This window comes from Streptomyces glaucescens, from assembly GCF_002154375.1.
Taxonomy (GTDB): Bacteria; Actinomycetota; Actinomycetes; order Streptomycetales; family Streptomycetaceae; genus Streptomyces; species Streptomyces glaucescens.
In genome coordinates, this window is the sequence record NZ_MUND01000191.1 from 266 (window position 1) to 16,754 (window position 16,489).

15 protein-coding genes are annotated in these 16,489 nt (G+C 73.2%); 7 read left to right on the forward strand and 8 right to left on the reverse strand.

What is annotated here, in order from left to right:
- The coding region (locus tag CCN42_RS14090; protein ID WP_086735894.1) for a HEAT repeat domain-containing protein at positions 1-1,357 on the reverse strand (1,357 nt) is incomplete at its 3' end.
- Between the two features lie 324 nt (positions 1,358-1,681).
- Positions 1,682-2,074 carry an ankyrin repeat domain-containing protein gene (locus tag CCN42_RS14095; protein WP_086169943.1) on the reverse strand — a complete coding sequence of 131 codons (393 nt, stop codon included), beginning with the start codon at positions 2,072-2,074 and terminating at the stop codon, positions 1,682-1,684.
- A gap of 261 nt (positions 2,075-2,335) precedes the next feature.
- On the opposite strand from CCN42_RS14095, the gene CCN42_RS14100 reads away from it, so the two are divergent.
- The gene (locus tag CCN42_RS14100; protein ID WP_015661880.1) at positions 2,336-2,530 is read left to right on the forward strand and encodes a hypothetical protein; all 195 of its coding nucleotides are present in this window, start codon (positions 2,336-2,338) and stop codon (positions 2,528-2,530) included.
- Between the two features lie 37 nt (positions 2,531-2,567).
- Positions 2,568-4,184: a P-loop NTPase family protein gene (locus CCN42_RS14105; RefSeq protein ID WP_086735882.1), complete on the forward strand. Its 1,617-nt coding sequence runs from the start codon at positions 2,568-2,570 to the stop codon at positions 4,182-4,184.
- Between the two features lie 85 nt (positions 4,185-4,269).
- On the opposite strand, the gene CCN42_RS14110 is transcribed toward CCN42_RS14105, so the two are convergent.
- Positions 4,270-5,775, reverse strand: a complete 1,506-nt coding sequence (locus tag CCN42_RS14110; RefSeq protein ID WP_086735884.1) for an SCO1417 family PLP biosynthesis transcription factor — start codon at positions 5,773-5,775, stop codon at positions 4,270-4,272.
- Positions 5,776-5,873: 98 nt separating this feature from the next.
- On the opposite strand from CCN42_RS14110, the gene yczE reads away from it, so the two are divergent.
- The 4 genes from yczE (at position 5,874) to CCN42_RS14130 (ending at position 9,350) form a co-directional block, all read left to right on the forward strand.
- On the forward strand, positions 5,874-6,527 hold the full coding sequence (gene yczE / locus CCN42_RS14115) for a membrane protein YczE (protein WP_086735886.1): 654 nt from the start codon (positions 5,874-5,876) through the stop codon (positions 6,525-6,527).
- Positions 6,524-7,291, forward strand: coding sequence for a glycerophosphodiester phosphodiesterase family protein (locus tag CCN42_RS14120; RefSeq protein ID WP_086735896.1), 768 nt, complete (start codon positions 6,524-6,526; stop codon positions 7,289-7,291). The genes yczE and CCN42_RS14120 overlap by 4 nt, the downstream gene beginning before the upstream one ends.
- Before the next feature lie 53 nt (positions 7,292-7,344).
- Positions 7,345-8,697, forward strand: coding sequence for an MFS transporter (locus CCN42_RS14125; protein WP_245877276.1), 1,353 nt, complete (start codon positions 7,345-7,347; stop codon positions 8,695-8,697).
- A gap of 278 nt (positions 8,698-8,975) precedes the next feature.
- On the forward strand, positions 8,976-9,350 hold the full coding sequence (locus CCN42_RS14130; protein ID WP_003977404.1) for an RNA polymerase-binding protein RbpA: 375 nt from the start codon (positions 8,976-8,978) through the stop codon (positions 9,348-9,350).
- A 109-nt stretch (positions 9,351-9,459) separates the two neighbouring features.
- Here the strand turns inward: CCN42_RS14130 and fxsA are convergent, their stop codons facing one another.
- The 4 genes from fxsA to CCN42_RS14150 form a co-directional block, all read right to left on the reverse strand.
- Positions 9,460-10,014, reverse strand: a complete 555-nt coding sequence (gene fxsA / locus CCN42_RS14135; RefSeq protein ID WP_086735888.1) for an FxsA family membrane protein — start codon at positions 10,012-10,014, stop codon at positions 9,460-9,462.
- Positions 10,015-10,094: 80 nt separating this feature from the next.
- Positions 10,095-10,901, reverse strand: a complete 807-nt coding sequence (locus tag CCN42_RS14140; RefSeq protein WP_245877277.1) for a polyprenol monophosphomannose synthase — start codon at positions 10,899-10,901, stop codon at positions 10,095-10,097.
- Positions 10,902-11,153: 252 nt separating this feature from the next.
- On the reverse strand, positions 11,154-12,758 hold the full coding sequence (locus CCN42_RS14145; RefSeq protein WP_086735892.1) for an amidohydrolase: 1,605 nt from the start codon (positions 12,756-12,758) through the stop codon (positions 11,154-11,156).
- Between the two features lie 46 nt (positions 12,759-12,804).
- Positions 12,805-13,245, reverse strand: a complete 441-nt coding sequence (locus CCN42_RS14150) for an Lrp/AsnC family transcriptional regulator (protein ID WP_004002750.1) — start codon at positions 13,243-13,245, stop codon at positions 12,805-12,807.
- A 266-nt stretch (positions 13,246-13,511) separates the two neighbouring features.
- On the opposite strand from CCN42_RS14150, the gene CCN42_RS14155 reads away from it, so the two are divergent.
- Entirely contained in the window at positions 13,512-13,952 is a 441-nt protein-coding gene (locus CCN42_RS14155; RefSeq protein ID WP_086169950.1) for a uroporphyrinogen-III synthase, read from the forward strand.
- An 835-nt stretch (positions 13,953-14,787) separates the two neighbouring features.
- Here CCN42_RS14155 and CCN42_RS14165 read toward each other — a convergent pair.
- Complete coding sequence (locus tag CCN42_RS14165) at positions 14,788-15,960, reverse strand: acyl-CoA dehydrogenase family protein (RefSeq protein ID WP_086735898.1); 1,173 nt, start codon at positions 15,958-15,960, stop codon at positions 14,788-14,790.
- Positions 15,961-16,489 lie beyond the last annotated feature (529 nt).

The following is a 16,489-nucleotide window of genomic DNA, read 5'->3' on the forward strand; positions in this document are numbered from 1 at the left end:
CGGCCGGGTCGGCGGCGAGCCGGCGCAGTTGCTCGACGACGCGGGTGTCCCCGGTCTCGGCGTGCCGGGCGGCGATTTCGCGGGTGGTCTCCTCGCAGTCCCACAGGCACTCGACGGCGAATCCGGCGGGGAAGGAGGGATCGGTGGCGGCGAGCGCGCGGGCGGCCCGGCCGCGGAGGTGGGAGGAGGCGGTCTCCCGGTAGACGTGGCGCAGGACCGGTGCCGCGCAGGCGATGCCGAGCCGCCCGGCGCCGTCGACGAGGGTCCACAGGGTCGGCGCGTCGGGGCCTTCGCCCCGGACCGCCTCGCGCAGGGCGCCGAGGACCAGTTCGCTGTCCTGGGCCCCGCCGCGGCAGGCGAGCACCCGGCCGGCGGCGGCGCCCAGCGGGTCGGGCCGCCGGGCCCAGCCGCGCGCCCGGTCGACGGCGGCGACGCTGCGCATGCGTTCGAAGGCGTCGAGGGCGGCCTCGACGACGGTCGGCGAGCCGGTTCCGACGGCGGCCTCGATCAGATCGAGGGCGTCGGGATCGCTGCCGTCGGCGAGGTAGCGCAGGGCGGTGCAGCGGGCGCCGTCGGAGCCTTCCTTGGCGGCCTGGACGATCTCGGGCCGGTCCTCGGGCCCCGCGACGGCGGTCAGGCAGCGGGCGGCGGGCACATGGAGGGCGGCGCCGCGGTCGAGACCCTGCTGGGCCCATTCGAACACCGCGCGCACGCTCCAGCCGGGGCGCGGCCCCGAGGACCGCATCTGCCGCTGCCAGCGGTCGAAACAGCCGGTCTCCTGGGCGGCACGCACACGCGTGGCGATCCATTCGCGCGGGTCCTCGGCCCACAGCCGCCAGGGCCGGGGTTCGAAGGAGTCCCGTACGACGGCGGCCAGCTCGGCATCGCCCTCGGCACCGGCCGGGAACCGGGCGAGAACGTGGGCGGCGAGACCGCGCAGCCCGGCGTCGTCGTCGCGAAGGGCGAGTTCGTCGAGGGCCCAGGCCCAGTTGGTGCCGTGGGCGGCGTACCCGCGCAGCAGTTCGAGGGCGTCCCGCCTGCCGTACGAGGCGAGGTGGCCGAGGACGGCCAGGGCCAGCCCGGTGCGCGCCTCGTCGGTGTCGAGGATGTCCTCGGGGTCGAAGAGGTGCGCCTCGATGGCGTCCAGCTCGCCGTTCAGGTCGAGGTAGAGACGGGCGTAGTAAAGGGAGCGGTTCTCCACCTGCCAGTCGTGGCGGGGGTCGCGCAGCACACAGTGGTTCAGGGCCGTCAGGGCCTCGTCACGGGGGGCGGTGAGCGCGTGGAGCGTACCGTCGCCGCGGCCCCGCTGGAGCAGGCCGAGCAGCGTACCGCTGGGCGCTATGACCGGATCGAACATGGGAAACAGCCTCACATCAAGCGTCGACGCAACCGGGAAACTGGCATTACCTGGTCGCGTGACAACACGTCGGGGCCCCCGCCGTCTCATGCTTGCTGTAGACCATCTTCCTCTGCCTCTCGTCGGTGGCCCTTGCGGACCGCATCACGGCCCGCGCGGTGCGGCAACACCTGCCCAGCCATCGCGTCCGTGAATCACGACGTCATGATGACTCGGCGGTTCTCGATGCCGCGACCGAAATTTCCGGCGGCCCCGTACCGCCTCCCCCGTGGTCTCTGTCCTGCCTGCTCGGAACGTGCGTTTTACCTGATCAGGCGCTCAGGATCAATCCGCGCCGAACAGCTTCAGCAGCTCGGCCTTGCCGAACATCCGGGCGGTGTCGACCGCTGACGGAGTCCCGGCGGAAGGGTCGGCTCCGCCGTCCAGCAACGCTCGGATGACGTCTTCCTCACCCTTGAAGACCGCCCCGGCGAGCGGGGTCTGGCCTCGGTCGTTGATCCGGTCCGCCTCGGCGCCCCGGGCGAGCAGCGCCCGCACGGTCTCCGCGTGGCCGTGATAGGCGGCGAGCATCACCAGGGAGTCGCCGCGGTCATTGGTGAGGTTGGCCGGAACACCCGCGTCGACATACGCCACGAGCGCCTCGGTCTGTCCCCGCCGGGCCAGATCGAAGATCTTCGTCGCCAGCTCCACGACCTCGGGGTCGGGGGCTTCACTCATCGGCCGGACCGCCTCTCACTGCAACCGTTCAGGTGAATCGCCAGGGTACTGGCTCGCGCGGCACATGACCCGATGTGCCCGAGGTAAAGATCACGACAGACCCGCCCGGACGCAACCCCGCAGCTCAGCGCCGACCGACCAGCTCGGCCGGCTGGGCGAAATCTGCCGGATTTCACCCAGTTGCACCTTTTATCGTATGGATACATCCTGTGAGCCTGGAAGTACTCATGGTGACTGTCCCCGCGAACCAGGAGAACTCAAATGATCCTGTCCATTTCAGGCGTGGTCCTGCTCGGCATCATCGTCTTCCTCTTCTTCAAGAAGGACGGACTCAAGGCGTCGCACGCCCTGGTGGCCGCGCTCTTCGGCTTCTACCTCGCGAGCACCGCCATCGCGCCGAGCATCAAGGCCGGCGGCGAGAGCCTGGCGAGCCTGCTCGGCGGCATCAAGTTCTGACGTCCGTCCCGCCCGTACGCACCTCCAGGAGACAGCAGTGGCCCGGCGCCCCCTCCCCCGCATCCTGAGCACAGGCAGCGCGCAGATCGCCCGGAGCCGGGAGCTGGCCCGGACGGCGGCCGACAGCGCCACCGACGTCCTCCATCCGCTGATCACGATCACGCGCGGTCTGCGCCGGCTGGCGGCGGCCGGACGGCGCAAGTGGGCCGACACCCCCAAGGACAAGCGCGGGCCGCTGCTGTTCCTGGTGGCCTCGGTGATCCTGGTCGTGGCACTCGTGCCGTACGGTCCGCTGCTCGCCGTCATCACGCTGATGGCGGCGGCAGCCTGGCAGGGCCGGGACCGCGCCCCGGCCACGCCCGAAGGGCCCGACGAGTCACGCACCGAGCGGCTGAAGTCGCTCTACGAGGCCCTGGTCCCGTACTTCTCGGCCGCCGAGGATCCCGAGCCGCTCTACGCCCACGGTGGCGCGTGGGACAAGGCATTCCCCGAATACGAGTTCGACAGCTCGGGCCGGGTCTCCCACCTGGCGGTCCGCTACCCGGCCTACTTCCCGGACGGGGAGCCCGAGTCGCGCTCCCGCGTGGAGCACCTGCTCTCCGCCAAGTCGGGCCGCGGCCGGGAGTACCACTTCGACTGGGACGAGGAGGGCAACCAGCTCACCGTCACCGTCCTCGCCCCGCTGCCCACCGACATCGCCGCCCAGCGCTTCGTCACCGCCCCGGGCGAGACGGTCCTCGGCTTCACCGATCCCACCGAGGTCCAGCGCACGCTCCCCCTCACCCACGGGGAGGAGCGGCGCGACGTCCCGCCGGTCGTCTGGCGCACCGGGATCCGCTCCACGGAGCCACATCTCCTGGTCGTGGGCCAGCCGGGCACCGGCACCTCCACCCTGCTGCGTTCCATCGCGCTCCAGGCCCTGCAGCACGGCGACATCCTCGTCGTCGAGGGCGGCGGCACCGGCGAGTACGCCTGTCTGACCGGCCGCGACGGCGTGCTGGCGGTCGAGTGCGGCCTGACCGGGGCACTGGCCGGACTGGAGTGGGCGGCGACCGAGACCGAGCGCCGGCTGATCGCCGTCAACCGCGCCCGGCAGGAGGGCAACCCGCCGCCGTCCGACACCAGGCGGCCCCTGTGGCTGCTGCTGGACCGGCCGACCGCGCTCGGGCACGTGGCCGCCGCCGACGGCGCCAAGGACCCCTTGTCCCTGCTCCAGGTGCCGCTGCGGCACGGTCGCGCGGCGGGCGTCACCGTGGTGGTCGCCGAGCAGTTCGACGCCATGGACGGCCTCGGTGACGCGGTACGGCAGCACACGCGCGCGCGGGTCGTGCTCGGCCCGGCCACCACCGAGCAGCTCCAGGCGGTTCTGGGCGATCGGCCGCACACCACGCCGACCGCCCATGTCCCGCCGGGCCGCGGCTACGCCCGGCTCGGTGCCGGGCCGGTGCTGCGCCTCCAGGTCCCGGCGACGCCCGACCCGTACGACGACGCGACCAGCGACGCCCATCGGCAGGCCGTCCTCGACCTGCTGCCGCCGCGCAGCACCCCGGCGGACGCGGAGCCGACGGAACTGGCGGAACCGGACTCCGAGGTCCCCGCGGAGCCGGTCGGCGAGCCGGTGGCGGCGAAGGCGGTCGCGGCGGACAGTTCCTGAACAGCACACGCACCGGTAAGGACGGGAGGCGGGCCCCGCGCGGGCCCGCCTCCCGCACATCAGGCGCGGGCCCGCACGAGGCTCCTCACGCCACGAACATCCGTCCCGCCTCCACCCCGACGGTCCCCCCGCTCTCCACCAGCCGCGCCGCCGCGGCCAGCCGCACCGCGGCCTCCTCGGCCACCGCGCCGCCCACCGTGAACGGCAGCCGCACATACCCCTCGAACGCCCCGTCGACCCCGAAGCGCGGCCCGGACGGCACCCGTACGCCGACCCGCTCTCCCGCCTCGGCGAGCCGCGACCCGGACAGGCCCCCGGCGCGCACCCACAGGGTCAGCCCGCCCTGGGGCACCTCGAACTCCCACTCCGGCAGCTCCCGCCGCACCGCGGTCACCAGCGCGTCCCGGTTCTCCCGGGCCTGTTCCCGGCGCAGCTCCACGGCCTGCGCCCAGCCGCCGGTGCTGAACAGCCAGTGCACGGCCAGCTGCTCCAGCACCGGTGTGCCCAGGTCGGCGTAGGCGCGCGCGGCGACCAGGCTGCGGATGACGTCCGGTGCCGCGCGCACCCAGCCGATGCGCATCCCGGCCCAGAACGCCTTGCTGGCCGACCCGACGGTGATCACCGTGGACCCGGCGGGGTCGAAGGCGCACACCGGCGGCGGCATCGCGCCCGCCATGTCCTCGTCGAGCCACAGCTCGCTCATCGTCTCGTCGGCGACCAGCACGGTCCCGGCGGACCGGGCCGCCTCCACCAGCCGCCGCCGCTGGTCCTCGCCGACGAGCGCGCCGGTGGGGTTGTGGAAGTCGGCGACGACGTAGGCGATGCGCGGCGCGGCGTCCCGCAGCACCTGACGCCAGCGCTCCATGTCCCAGCCGGTCAGCCCCTCGGCCATGGCGACGGGCACCAGGCGGGCACCGGCCTCGCGCATCAGCTGGAGGATGTTGGCGTACGACGGCGATTCGACGGCGATCCGCTCGCCGCGCCCCGCGAAGAGATGGCAGATCGCGTCGATGGCGCCCATCGCGCCGGTCGTCACCATGATCTGCTCGGGCATGGTGGGGATGCCCCGCGTGGTGTAGCGCTCGGCGATCATCGCGCGCAGGGCGGGCAGCCCGGCCGGGTAGTCGCCGTGCGTGTGCGCGTACGGCGGCAGTTCCTCCAGGGCGCCCTGCACGGCGCGGGTGAGCCATGGTTCGGGCGCGGGCAACGCCGCGCAGCCCAGGTCGATCATCGAGCCCAGCGCCTCGGGCGGCAGCGGTTCCAGCCCCCGCGCGGGCAGCGGGTTCCCGGCCGGTACGGCCGTCCAGCTGCCGGCGCCGCGCCGGGACTCCAGGAAGCCCTCGCTGCGCAGCGCCTCGTACGCCGCCGCCACGGTCGTACGGCTCACGGACAGTGCGAGGGCGAGCTCGCGCTCGGCGGGCAGCCGGGCGGCCACCGGCACCCGCCCTTCCAGGACCAGCAGGCGGACGCCGTCGGCGAGCGCCCGGTAGGCGGGGGGACGGCGGCTGCCGGCGCCCGTCGGGCGGTCCTGCTGGGACTTGAGCAGCCGAGCGAGCTGCGCGGCCCCCACCGCCGAGGTCCACTGCGCCATGAGTACCAGTCCACCTTCCCTGAATTGGCCATGGATGATGTTTCACTCCACGCCACAGAGTGTCATGCGTCAGGCCACTACCACCAGGGGGGCACACCTTGTCCGCACAGGGGCATCTTCCACGCCGGTTGACCCAGCTGTATGCCGGGCTCGCGCTGTACGGCGCCAGTTCCGCACTGCTCGTGGAGGCGGGCCTCGGCCTCGAGCCGTGGAACGTCCTCCACCAGGGCCTGGCGGAGCGCACCGGTCTGACGATCGGCGTGGTGTCGATCATCGTGGGCGCGGCGGTGCTGCTGCTGTGGATCCCGCTGCGCCAGCGCCCCGGCCTGGGCACGGTCTCGAACGTGTTCGTGGTCGGTGTCGCCATGGACGGCACGCTCGCGCTCGTCCCGGCGGCGCAGGCCCTCACCGTCCGGATCCCCCTGCTGCTGGCCGGCATCCTGCTGAACGGCGCCGCCACCGGCCTGTACATCGCCGCCCGGTTCGGGCCCGGGCCGCGCGACGGGCTGATGACCGGGCTGCACCGGCGCACCGGCCGTTCGATCCGGCTGATGCGGACGGCCGTCGAGGTGGCGGTCGTCGTCACCGGCTTCGTGCTGGGCGGCACCATCGGCGTCGGCACGCTGTTGTACGCGGTCTCGATCGGCCCGCTCGCCCAGCTCTTCCTGCGGGTGTTCGCCCTCCCGTCGGCATCCGACGGCAGCACGGTGGTCGCCGCCGGGCAACCGCGGCGAGCGATACTGCGTCGGTGACCTCGCGCATACGCCATCCCTACCTCGACCATCCCGGCCCCATCCCCTTCGCCCACCGGGGCGGGGCGGCCGACGGCGTGGAGAACACCGTGTTCCAGTTCCGGCGCGCGGTCGAAGCGGGCTACCGGTACGTCGAGACGGACGTGCACACCACGCGGGACGGCCGGATCGTGGCCTTCCACGACGCGACGCTGGACCGGGTGACCGACGGGGCGGGCCGGATCGCGGACCTGCCCTGGGCGGAGGTGCGCCGCGCGCGCGTGGGCGGCCGGGAACCGGTGCCGCTGTTCGAGGAACTGCTGGAGACCTTCCCCGAGGTGCGCTGGAACGTCGACCTCAAGGCGGAGTCCGCGCTCCGCCCGTTCCTCGATCTGGTCGCCCGTACCGACGCCTGGGACCGGATCTGCGTCGGCTCCTTCTCGGAGGCCCGCGTGGTGCGCGCCCAGCGCCTGGCCGGAGAGCGCCTGGCGACGTCGTACGGCACCCGGGGGGTGCTGAATCTGCGGCTGCGTTCCTGGGGCGTGCCGGCGGCGGTGCGCCGCTCGGCCGTCGCCGCCCAGGTGCCCGAGTCCCAGTCCGGCATCCCGGTGGTGGACCACCGCTTCGTGCGTGCCGCTCACGCGCGCGGGCTGCAGGTGCACGTGTGGACGATCAACGAACCGGAACGCATGCACCGGCTCCTGGACCTGGGGGTCGATGGCATCATGACCGATCACATCGACACACTGCGCAAGGTCATGGAGGACCGGGGCGTCTGGGCCTGACGCGACGCACCCCGCCCCGGCCCGCGCACCTGCAGGGGGAGGCGAGGGCTCGGGTGGGCAGCGACACCGTGCGGACCGGCGCGGAGGACGCGGACGAGTCCGCCGCGCGACGGCGCGAACAGCGGGGCTGGTACGTCTACGACTGGGCGTGCTCCGTGTACTCGACGAGCGTGCTCACGGTGTTCCTTGGCCCCTATCTGACCTCGGTCGCCGAGTCGGCCGCGGACACCGACGGGTTCGTCCACCCCCTGGGCGTTCCGGTGCGCGCGGGGTCCTTCTTCGCGTACGCGGTGTCCCTGTCGGTGATCGTGGCCATCGTGGCGATGCCCCTGGTGGGCGCCGCCGCCGACCGCACGGGCCGCAAGAAGCCCCTGCTGGCCGCCGCCGCGTATGTGGGCGCGGCGGCCACCGCGGGCATGTTCTTCCTCTCCGGCGACCGCTATCTGCTCGGCGGGGCGCTGCTGATCGTGGCGAACGCGGCCCAGTCGGTGGCGATGATGCTCTACAACTCCTATCTGCCGCAGATCGCGCCGCCCGAGGAGCGGGACGCCGTCTCCTCGCGCGGCTGGGCCTTCGGGTACGCGGCCGGAGCGCTGGTCCTCGTCGTCAACCTGGTGCTCTACCTGGCCCACGACTCCTTCGGCCTCACCGAGGGCGAGGCCGTGCGGATCTGCCTGGCCTCGGCCGGACTGTGGTGGGGCGCGTTCGCGGTGATCCCGCTGCGCCGGCTGCGCGACCGCCCGGCCGCGCGCTCGGCACCATCGCTCTCCGGCCGCCGGCAGCTCCTGGCGACCCTGCGCGACATGCGCCGCCATCCGCTCACCCTGGCCTTCCTGCTCGCGTACCTGGTCTACAACGACGGCATCCAGACGGTGATCACCCAGGCCTCGGTCTACGGCTCGAAGGAGCTGGGGCTCGGCCAGTCGACGCTCATCGGGGCCGTGCTGCTGGTCCAGGTGCTGGCGGTGGCGGGCGCGCTGCTGCTGGGGCGGCTGGCCCGGCGGTACGGCGCCCAGCGCACGGTGCTCGGCTCGCTGGTGGCGTGGATCGTGATCCTCGCCGCGGGATATTTCCTGCCCGCCGGGGCGCCGGTGTGGTTCTTCGTGCTGGCGGCCGGGATCGGCCTGGTCCTCGGCGGCAGCCAGGCGCTGTCCCGCTCCCTGTTCTCGCACCTGGTACCGCCCGGCAAGGAGGCCGAGTACTTCTCGGCGTACGAGCTGAGCGACCGCGGCATGAGCTGGCTGGGCCCGCTGCTGTTCGGCCTGACCTACCAGCTGACCGGGAGCTACCGGGACGCGATCATCTCGCTGGTGGCCTTCTTCGTGCTGGGATTCCTGCTGCTGGCGAGGGTGCCGCTGCGACGGGCGATCGGCGACGCGGGCAACCCGGTTCCCGAAAGGATTTAGCGCTCCGAGCGAAAGGGCTGTAGTGTACGCGTTTGGCCTGCCAGGCGTACCGTTACTGCGCGTCAAAGATGCCGAAACGCTGGGTGACATCTCCGATGAGATGTGACAAACCGGGCGCCTGTGGGTACTGCACTGGTTGACAAGGCTGCGGCTACGACGGCGACGCATGACCCGGAACGTGACTCGGAACGGGAATCTTTACCGCCGACCGGACGTTGACCGGATGACGACGACAGCGACACCTGTCCTGTGGGCGACAAGCCCGGGAGGCACGATTCATGAGTGAGCGAGCTCTTCGCGGCACGCGCCTCGTGGTGACCAGCTACGAGACGGACCGCGGCATCGACCTGGCCCCGCGCCAGGCCGTGGAGTACGCATGCGAGAAGGGGCACCGCTTCGAGATGCCCTTCTCGGTCGAGGCGGAGATCCCGCCGGAGTGGGAGTGCAAGGTCTGCGGGGCCCAGGCACTCCTCGTGGACGGCGACGGCCCTGAGGAGAAGAAGGCCAAGCCCGCGCGAACGCATTGGGACATGCTGATGGAGCGGCGCACCCGCGAGGAGCTCGAAGAGGTCCTCGAGGAGCGCCTCGCCGTGCTGCGTTCCGGCGCGATGAACATCGCCGTTCATCCCCGGGACAGCCGCAAGTCGGCCTGAGTCCCACGGGGCCTGGCCCGACATCCAGCGCATATGACCGCGGGCGCCGTACGTGACTCCACGTACGGCGCCCGCGGTCGTTGTGCGTGTCGTGCGCGCGGCGGGCCGCTCAGCGGTTCAGCGGCGGGCGCTGTTCGCGCGCCGCGTCCCCGGGCTCGTCGCGGATGACCTCACCCTGCACGACCTTGCCGTCGGGACGGTACATACGGGCCTGCTGGAAGGCATCGCCCAGCCCGCCGGGGGCAGACCGGCGCAGCTTGCGGTCCACCGCCCGCTCCGCGTACTGCCCGAGGGCCTTCTGGACCGCCGGGACGAGCAGGAGCAGGCCGGCGGCGTCCGAGACCAGCCCGGGCAGCATCAGCAGCAGGCCGCCCAGCATCGTCAGGCCGCTGCCGCCGCCGCTGGACGGGGCGGTGCCCCGCTGCAGCGCCTCGTTGAGGTTCTGGAAGGCACGCCGGCCCGCTCGCTTGATCACCACCGAGCCGAGGACGATCCCGGCGATCAGCAGCAGGAACACCGTGAACACGCTCGCCACGTCCGCGACCACGGTCAGCAGCCAGATCTCCAGCACCAGCCACGCCACGACGGCGAGCGGCAGCACGGTGCGCAGCCGGGACCGTCGGGGCCGGGTGGCGGGCGGAGGGGTCGAAGCGCCAGTCATCATGGGTCCAGTGTGCCTGCGCCCGGCTCAGCACGGGATAAGGGCCTCGCCAGGCCGCAGGCCGACGCCCCGGGGTCTACGGCCTACGGCTTCGCCGCACCGCTGTCCCTGCCGCCCATCAGCTTGCCGACCCGCTCCCCCACGCCCCACGTGGTGACCCGCCACAGGGCCTCCACCAGGATGTCGCGGCTCATCTTGGAGTCGCCCAGTTCGCGTTCGACGAAGGTGATGGGGACCTCGACGACGTGGTAGCCGGCCTTGATCGCGCGGCGGGCGAGGTCGACCTGGAAGCAGTAGCCCTGGGAGGCGACGTCGTCGAGGCCGAGGCCCCGCAGGGTCTCCGCGCGGAAGGCGCGGTATCCGCCGGTGATGTCGCGCAGCGGCAGGTCGAGCGCGATGCGCGAGTAGAGGCTGCCGCCCCGGGAGATGAACTCGCGGGACTTGGGCCAGTTCACCACCCGGCCGCCCGGCACCCAGCGGGAGCCGAGCACCAGGTCGGCGCCCTTGAGCGCGGTCAGCAGCCGGGGCAGTTCCTCGGGCTGGTGGGAGCCGTCGGCGTCCATCTCGATCAGCACGCCGTAGTCGCGCTCCATGCCCCAGCGGAAGCCCGCGAGGTAGGCGGCGCCGAGGCCTTCCTTGCCCTTGCGGTGCAGCACGTGGACCTGGTCGTCGGCGGCGGCGAGTTCGTCGGCGAGCTTGCCCGTGCCGTCGGGGCTGTTGTCGTCGGCCACCAGAACGTGCGCCTCGGGGACCGCCTCGCGCACCCGGCCGACGATCGCCTTGATGTTCTCCGCCTCGTTGTAGGTCGGAATGATCACCAAGGCCGTGCCGAGCGGGCCGAAGCGCCTCCCCTGGGCCTCTGCCGCGCGGGTCCCTTCGCCGTCGTTCACTACTGCCCCTTCATGTCCGTCGCAGAGGTCCACCATAGTGGCCGCGGCCTGCGATGACGTGACAAGACGTGCGGGTGGTGGCGTCGACCGCGCGCGAGCGGGGTGGATTCCACGCTTTCCGGCCGTGCGGCGGACGGGGGGCCCGGCGCCCTTCGGGCCGATCCGGGACCCGCCGGCTGCGGGTGGAAGAGTGGATGCGCAGGTCGCGCGACGGCGCGCCGCCGCCGTGCGCGCCGCCGCCGGCCCGGGAGATCACTCGCCCGGCCGCACGAACACCGTCCGCCCGCCGACCACCGTGCGCAGACAGACCGGCAGGTCACCGCCCGGGGTGAGATCGGGCAGGCCGGGGGTGCCCGAGCGGGGGTCGGTGGACCAGCGGGCGACCCGGTCGTCCGGGGCCTGCACGACGAGCGCACCGGTATGCCACACGGCGTAGTCCGCGGGCGCGCCCGGCACCAGCAGGCCCGCGTCGTCGCGGCCGATCGCCCGCCAGCCGCCGCGCGTGTGGGCGGTGAACGCGGCCCGCACCGAGACCCGGTGCTCGGGAGTGCGGTGGAACGCGGCAGCGCGGACCGTGCCCCACGGGTCCAGCGGGGTGACCGGGCTGTCGGAGCCGAGGGCGAGCGGGACCCCGGCCCGCAGCAGGGCCGCGAACGGGTTCAGCGTGCGGGCGCGCCCGGCGCCGAGCCGCTGGGCGTACATGCCGTCCTCGCCGCCCCACAGGGCGTCGAAGGCGGGCTGCACGGAGGCGGTGAGGCCGAGTTCGGCGAAGGCGGCGACGGTCTCGGGGGTGAGCATCTCGGCGTGTTCGACGCGGTGCCGGGCGGCCCGGATCCGGGCGAGGCCGACCTTCTCGGCGGCGGCGCGCACGCCCTCGACGACGGCGGTGACGGCGGCGTCGCCGATGGCGTGGAAGCCCGCCTGGAGGCCCGCCTCGGTGCAGGCGACGACGTGCGCGGCGACCGCGGCGGCGTCCAGGTAGGCGGTGCCGGTGTGGGCGGCGTCGGCGTACGGCTCGTGCAGACAGGCGGTGTGCGAGCCGAGGGCGCCGTCGACGAAGAGGTCGCCGGCGGCGCCCAGCGCGCCCAGTTCCCGGGCCTTGTCGACGTCCGGTTCGGCCCAGTAGCCGACGACGCGCGGGCCCGGCTCCTCGGCGGAGAGACGCAGCAGCCCGGTGAAGTCGTCCTCGGAGGAGATCTCCGGGCCGCCGCACTCGTGCACCGAGCCGATGCCCAGGGAGGCCGCGTGGGCGAGGGCGGCTCGCTGGGCCTCGGTGCGCTGGGCGGGGGTGATCGCGCAGAGGGCGGTGGCGCGCACGGCGTGATGAGCGTCGGCGGTGAGCGGGCCGTCGCCCACCGGACCGAGGCCCGGGGTCAGGTCCAGCAGAGCCGTGGTGACCACGGCCGAGTGCACGTCGATCCGGCTCAGGTACAGGGGCCGGCCGCCGGTCGCCTCGTCCAGTTCGGCGCGGGTCGGCGGGCGGCCGCCGGGCCAGCGGGCGGCGTCCCAGCCGTGCCCCAGCAGCACCCGGTCGTGCGGACGCGCTGCGGCGAACTCCCGGACCAGGTCCAGCGCCTGGCCGAGGTCGCGCGCGGCGGACAGATCGAGCCCGGTGAGGGCCAGCCCGGTGGCGGTGGTGTGCACATGGGCGTCGGTGAACGCGGGGGTGACGAGGGCGCCGTCGAGGTCGATCACCTCGTCGACGCCGTCCGCGAAGGCGTCGGCAGCGCCCTCGGAGCCGACCCAGGCGACCTGGCCGTGCTCGACGACCATGGCGGTGGCGAACGGGTCGGCGGGGCTGTGGACCTCTCCGCGGCGGAGGAGGACGGTGTTCGTCGGGGCGGTGCGCTCACTCATGGGATACAGTCTCGCGCCCCGCGCGCGCCGCCCCACAACCAGGTGCTCAGATGCGCGGGGGGCGGGCCTCGTACGGCGTCGACAGGACCACGGTCGTACGGGTCGAGACCCCGGCGAGGCTGCGCAGCCGGGCCAGCAGTTCCTCCAGTTCGTGCGGGGTGGCCACCCGCACCTTCAGGATGTAGTTCTCGTCGCCCGCGACGCTGTGGCAGGCCTCGATCTCGGGGACGCCCGCGAGCCGGTCGGCGATGTCGTCGGGAGCGCTGGGGTCGAACGGCTTCACCGAGATGAACGCGGTCATCGGCAGCCCGACCGCCTCGGGGTCGACGACGGCCGCGTACCCGCGGATGACGCCACGCTGCTCCAGCCGGCGCACCCGCTGGTGCACGGCTGACGTGGACAGGCCCGTGGCCTTGCCCAGGTCGGTGTAGCTCATCCGCCCGTCCTTGACGAGCAGCTGCACGATCTGTCGGTCCAGCTCCTCCATGGCGCAAGAACCTACAGTGCGGCTGATCTCCTCGGATAGCCGATCGGAACAGGTCATGCCCGGTTCGTGATGTGCGCGCCCGGATGATGAGCCAACCGCGTGACCGGGACGCGGAGCAGGACCCTTGCGCATGGCATGTGACGAACACCACAGGGTTCTGGCCGTCTCCGTGATGTTCCCGTGATTACCCCCGAAGTCCGGCGGGAAGTGCTTGCTGTGGTCGAGGCCGCAGCGCCTGAACGGCCCAGCCCGAGGGGGAGAATCCCATGCAGAGTCTTAAGCGTCCTGGTCGAACCGCACCCAAGCGGCAGCAGCCGGTCGTCGAACCCGAGCCGGAGGGCGTCGAACCCGACGCCTACGACGACGCGGACGAGTTCGACGCGTACGACACCTTCGAGATGTACCGGGTGATCTGCCCGGACTGCGCGCAGCCCATCGCCCTGCTGGCGGACGAGGAGGTCCTGCCGGAGCACGCGCTGTGCGCCTCGCCGTGGAATCCGTTCGGCCTCACGGTCTGCGCCGGCACCGGCCGCCGCGCCGCCGACGCCCGTCCCGCGGACGAGTCCTTCGAGCCCCAGGAGCAGGACACCGCCCTGCTGCTGACGCTGCCTCAGGGGCTTGACTGGCGGACGCAGCCGTTCTCGCACGTCGGCGGCCCGGGCTCGCGCCCGATGCGCGTCCCGACGATGCGCCGCCGCGCCGCCTGAGCCTTCTGGCACACCCTCCTCACCGCCCCGCACCGCGGCCCGGCAGTGCCGTGGTGCGGCTCGGCACGCCCTGACAGGCCGGACCGTATCCGGCGGGCCCCGGTGCGCCGGGCGCACTCGCCGGACACCGACGCGCTGGGCGGTTCGGCAGCCCTGCTGCGCGGGGTGGACGGGCCGCGCCGCCTGAGCGCCGAGTGGGTCGGCGGATCTCGTCACGAGCCGGCGCATCCGCCGGATGTCGACGGGCTGCGGGGTACGGCATGTCCTGCCGCACCCCTGCACCCCGAGGCGGATCCGGTCGGCCTGGGTGCGGTGGGCCTCGGCGCGGTGGGCTCGGTGCCGTGGGCCTGGGTGCCGTGGGCCTGGGTGCGCCCAGCGCATGCGCCGGGCTCGATGCGCTGGGCGGTTCGTCATGACCTGCCGCGCGGGGGCTGTTGGCCCACGCGCCGCGCTGATCGGGCGGGCGGCCACCCGCCGAACGGATCAGGCAGGGCGCCGCACGCCGGGAGGACGCCGCGCACGGGGAGGACGCCGTGCGCCGGTCGGGCGCCCCGTGAACTCACGCCCGATTCCGTGCGCCGGTGACCTGTCCGCCCGGCGCCGCGTTGCCCTGGTATGACCGTCACCTATTCCACGACCGGGCGCCGTCCACTGTTCGTCCCGACCGTCGCAGAATCGGTTCCGTTTCCGTCCCCGCCCGCTTCCTCACCGCTCCAGGACCCGCCGATCTACCGCGACCTGCTGCACGCCTGGGCCACCCGCGGCCGTACCCTCCCGGGGCGGCACGACCCGGAGTGGGTCCGGCTGGCGGCGCCCCTGGTCAGGCCGGGTCAGTTCAGCGGGTCTCCGGACCGGCGAGGTGACGGGCGATGACCATCCGCTGGATCTGATTGGTGCCCTCGACGATCTGCAGCACCTTGGCCTCGCGCATGTAGCGCTCGGCGGGAAAGTCCGCGGTGTAGCCGTAGCCGCCCAGAATCTGGACGGCGTCCGTGGTGACCTTCATCGCCGTGTCGGTGCAGTGCAGCTTGGCCATGGCCGCCTGCTTGGCGAACGGCCGGCCCGCGTCCTTCAGCCGTGCCGCCGCCAGGTAGAGGGCACGGCCCGCCTCGATCTGCGTCGCCATGTCGGCGAGCATGAAGCGAAGGCCCTGGAAGTCGGCGATGGGCCGGCCGAACTGCCGCCGCTCGCGCGCGTACCCCACCGCCGCGTCGAGCGCCGCCTGGGCGACGCCTATGGCGCAGGCTGCGATGCCGAGCCGCCCGGAGTCCAGGGCGGACAGGGCGATCGCGAAGCCCTGACCCTCCTCGCCGATGCGCCGCTCGTCGCCGACGCGCACCCCGTCGAGGTGGACCTGGGCGGTGGGCGAGCCCTTCATGCCCATCTTCTTCTCCGGTGCCGCGGCGCTCAGCCCCTCCGCGTCGCCCGGCACCAGGAAGGCGGTGATCCCGCGCGGGCCGTCCTCGCCGGTGCGGGCCATCACGGTGTAGAAGTCGGCGATGCCGCCGTGGGTGATCCAGGCCTTGGTCCCGGTGAGCACCCACCGGTCGCCGTCCCGGACGGCCTTGGTGCGCAGGGAGGCCGCGTCGGAACCGGAGGCGGGCTCGGAGAGGCAGTAGGCGCCGAGCAGACCACCGCCGAGCATCGCGGGCAGGTGCTCGGCCCGCTGCTCCTTGGTGCCGTGGGTGGCGAGGGCGTAGGAGGCCAGTGTGTGCACGCTGACGCCGAGGCCGACGGTGAGCCGGGCCGCGGCCAGCTCCTCGAGGACCTGGAGGTAGACCTCGTAGGGCTGCTCCCCGCCGCCGTACTCGGCGTCGTAGGGCAGGCCGAGCAGGCCGGACTCGGACAGGAGGGTGAAGGTCTCGCGCGGGAAGCGTCCGGCGGCCTCCTCCCCGGCCGCCTTGGGCGCGATCTCACGCTGCGCGATGTCGCGGACGAGCGAGATCAGGTCCCGGGCCTCGTCCGTGGGCAGTTGTCGGTCCACCGGCTGCGGGGCGTGGTCGGGCATGGCGACGCTCTCCTCCCGTTCGGGCACTACGGCGGACGAGCGCCGTGGGTGGGGCGGCTCCGCCGGTCTCATGAGGGCCGGCCGCGGGGCGGGCTCCCGGGTCACGGAAGCCGCTGACCAGCGGCTGTGCGCAGTGAGTATGCCCGATACGGGCCTCCGCGTCACCGGTTAACGACCGCTTACTTCAAAGAATCCTCCGCCCTCCGAGCGGCGGGCGCATCCGCTGCAAATTGGTCCGAACCATTGACTGACTGGTCTAGTCCTCCCTACGGTGTCGGATCACCGCACGCGTCATCGCGTTCATGCCAATCGACACGGCGTTCTCTCCCCTCTCCCCCACGAGGAGACACCGATGCGAACTCCCCACCGCCCCCACCGCCCCCCCGCTCGGTTCCTGTCGCTCGTCTCCGCCGCCTGTCCCGCCGTCCCCCCCGCGGGACTGCTCGCGGGCGCCGGCGCCACCACCGCGACCGCCGCGCCCGAGGCGGAGGCGGCCGCCGGCTCCAAGGTCGTCGGCTACTTCACCGAA

What these genes read in the sequence shown, in the direction of transcription:
- CCN42_RS14130 (WP_003977404.1), top strand. Translation starts at nt 8,976, where the DNA reads ATGAGTGAGCGAGCTCTTCGCGGCACGCGCCTCGTGGTGACCAGCTAC.
- CCN42_RS14155 (WP_086169950.1), top strand. Translation starts at nt 13,512, where the DNA reads ATGCAGAGTCTTAAGCGTCCTGGTCGAACCGCACCCAAGCGGCAGCAG.
- CCN42_RS14150 (WP_004002750.1), bottom strand. Translation starts at nt 13,245, where the DNA reads ATGGAGGAGCTGGACCGACAGATCGTGCAGCTGCTCGTCAAGGACGGG.
- CCN42_RS14110 (WP_086735884.1), bottom strand. Translation starts at nt 5,775, where the DNA reads ATGGCGCAGTGGACCTCGGCGGTGGGGGCCGCGCAGCTCGCTCGGCTG.
- CCN42_RS14095 (WP_086169943.1), bottom strand. Translation starts at nt 2,074, where the DNA reads ATGAGTGAAGCCCCCGACCCCGAGGTCGTGGAGCTGGCGACGAAGATC.
- fxsA (WP_086735888.1), bottom strand. Translation starts at nt 10,014, where the DNA reads ATGATGACTGGCGCTTCGACCCCTCCGCCCGCCACCCGGCCCCGACGG.
- CCN42_RS14145 (WP_086735892.1), bottom strand. Translation starts at nt 12,758, where the DNA reads ATGAGTGAGCGCACCGCCCCGACGAACACCGTCCTCCTCCGCCGCGGA.
- CCN42_RS14100 (WP_015661880.1), top strand. Translation starts at nt 2,336, where the DNA reads ATGATCCTGTCCATTTCAGGCGTGGTCCTGCTCGGCATCATCGTCTTC.
- CCN42_RS14165 (WP_086735898.1), bottom strand. Translation starts at nt 15,960, where the DNA reads ATGCCCGACCACGCCCCGCAGCCGGTGGACCGACAACTGCCCACGGAC.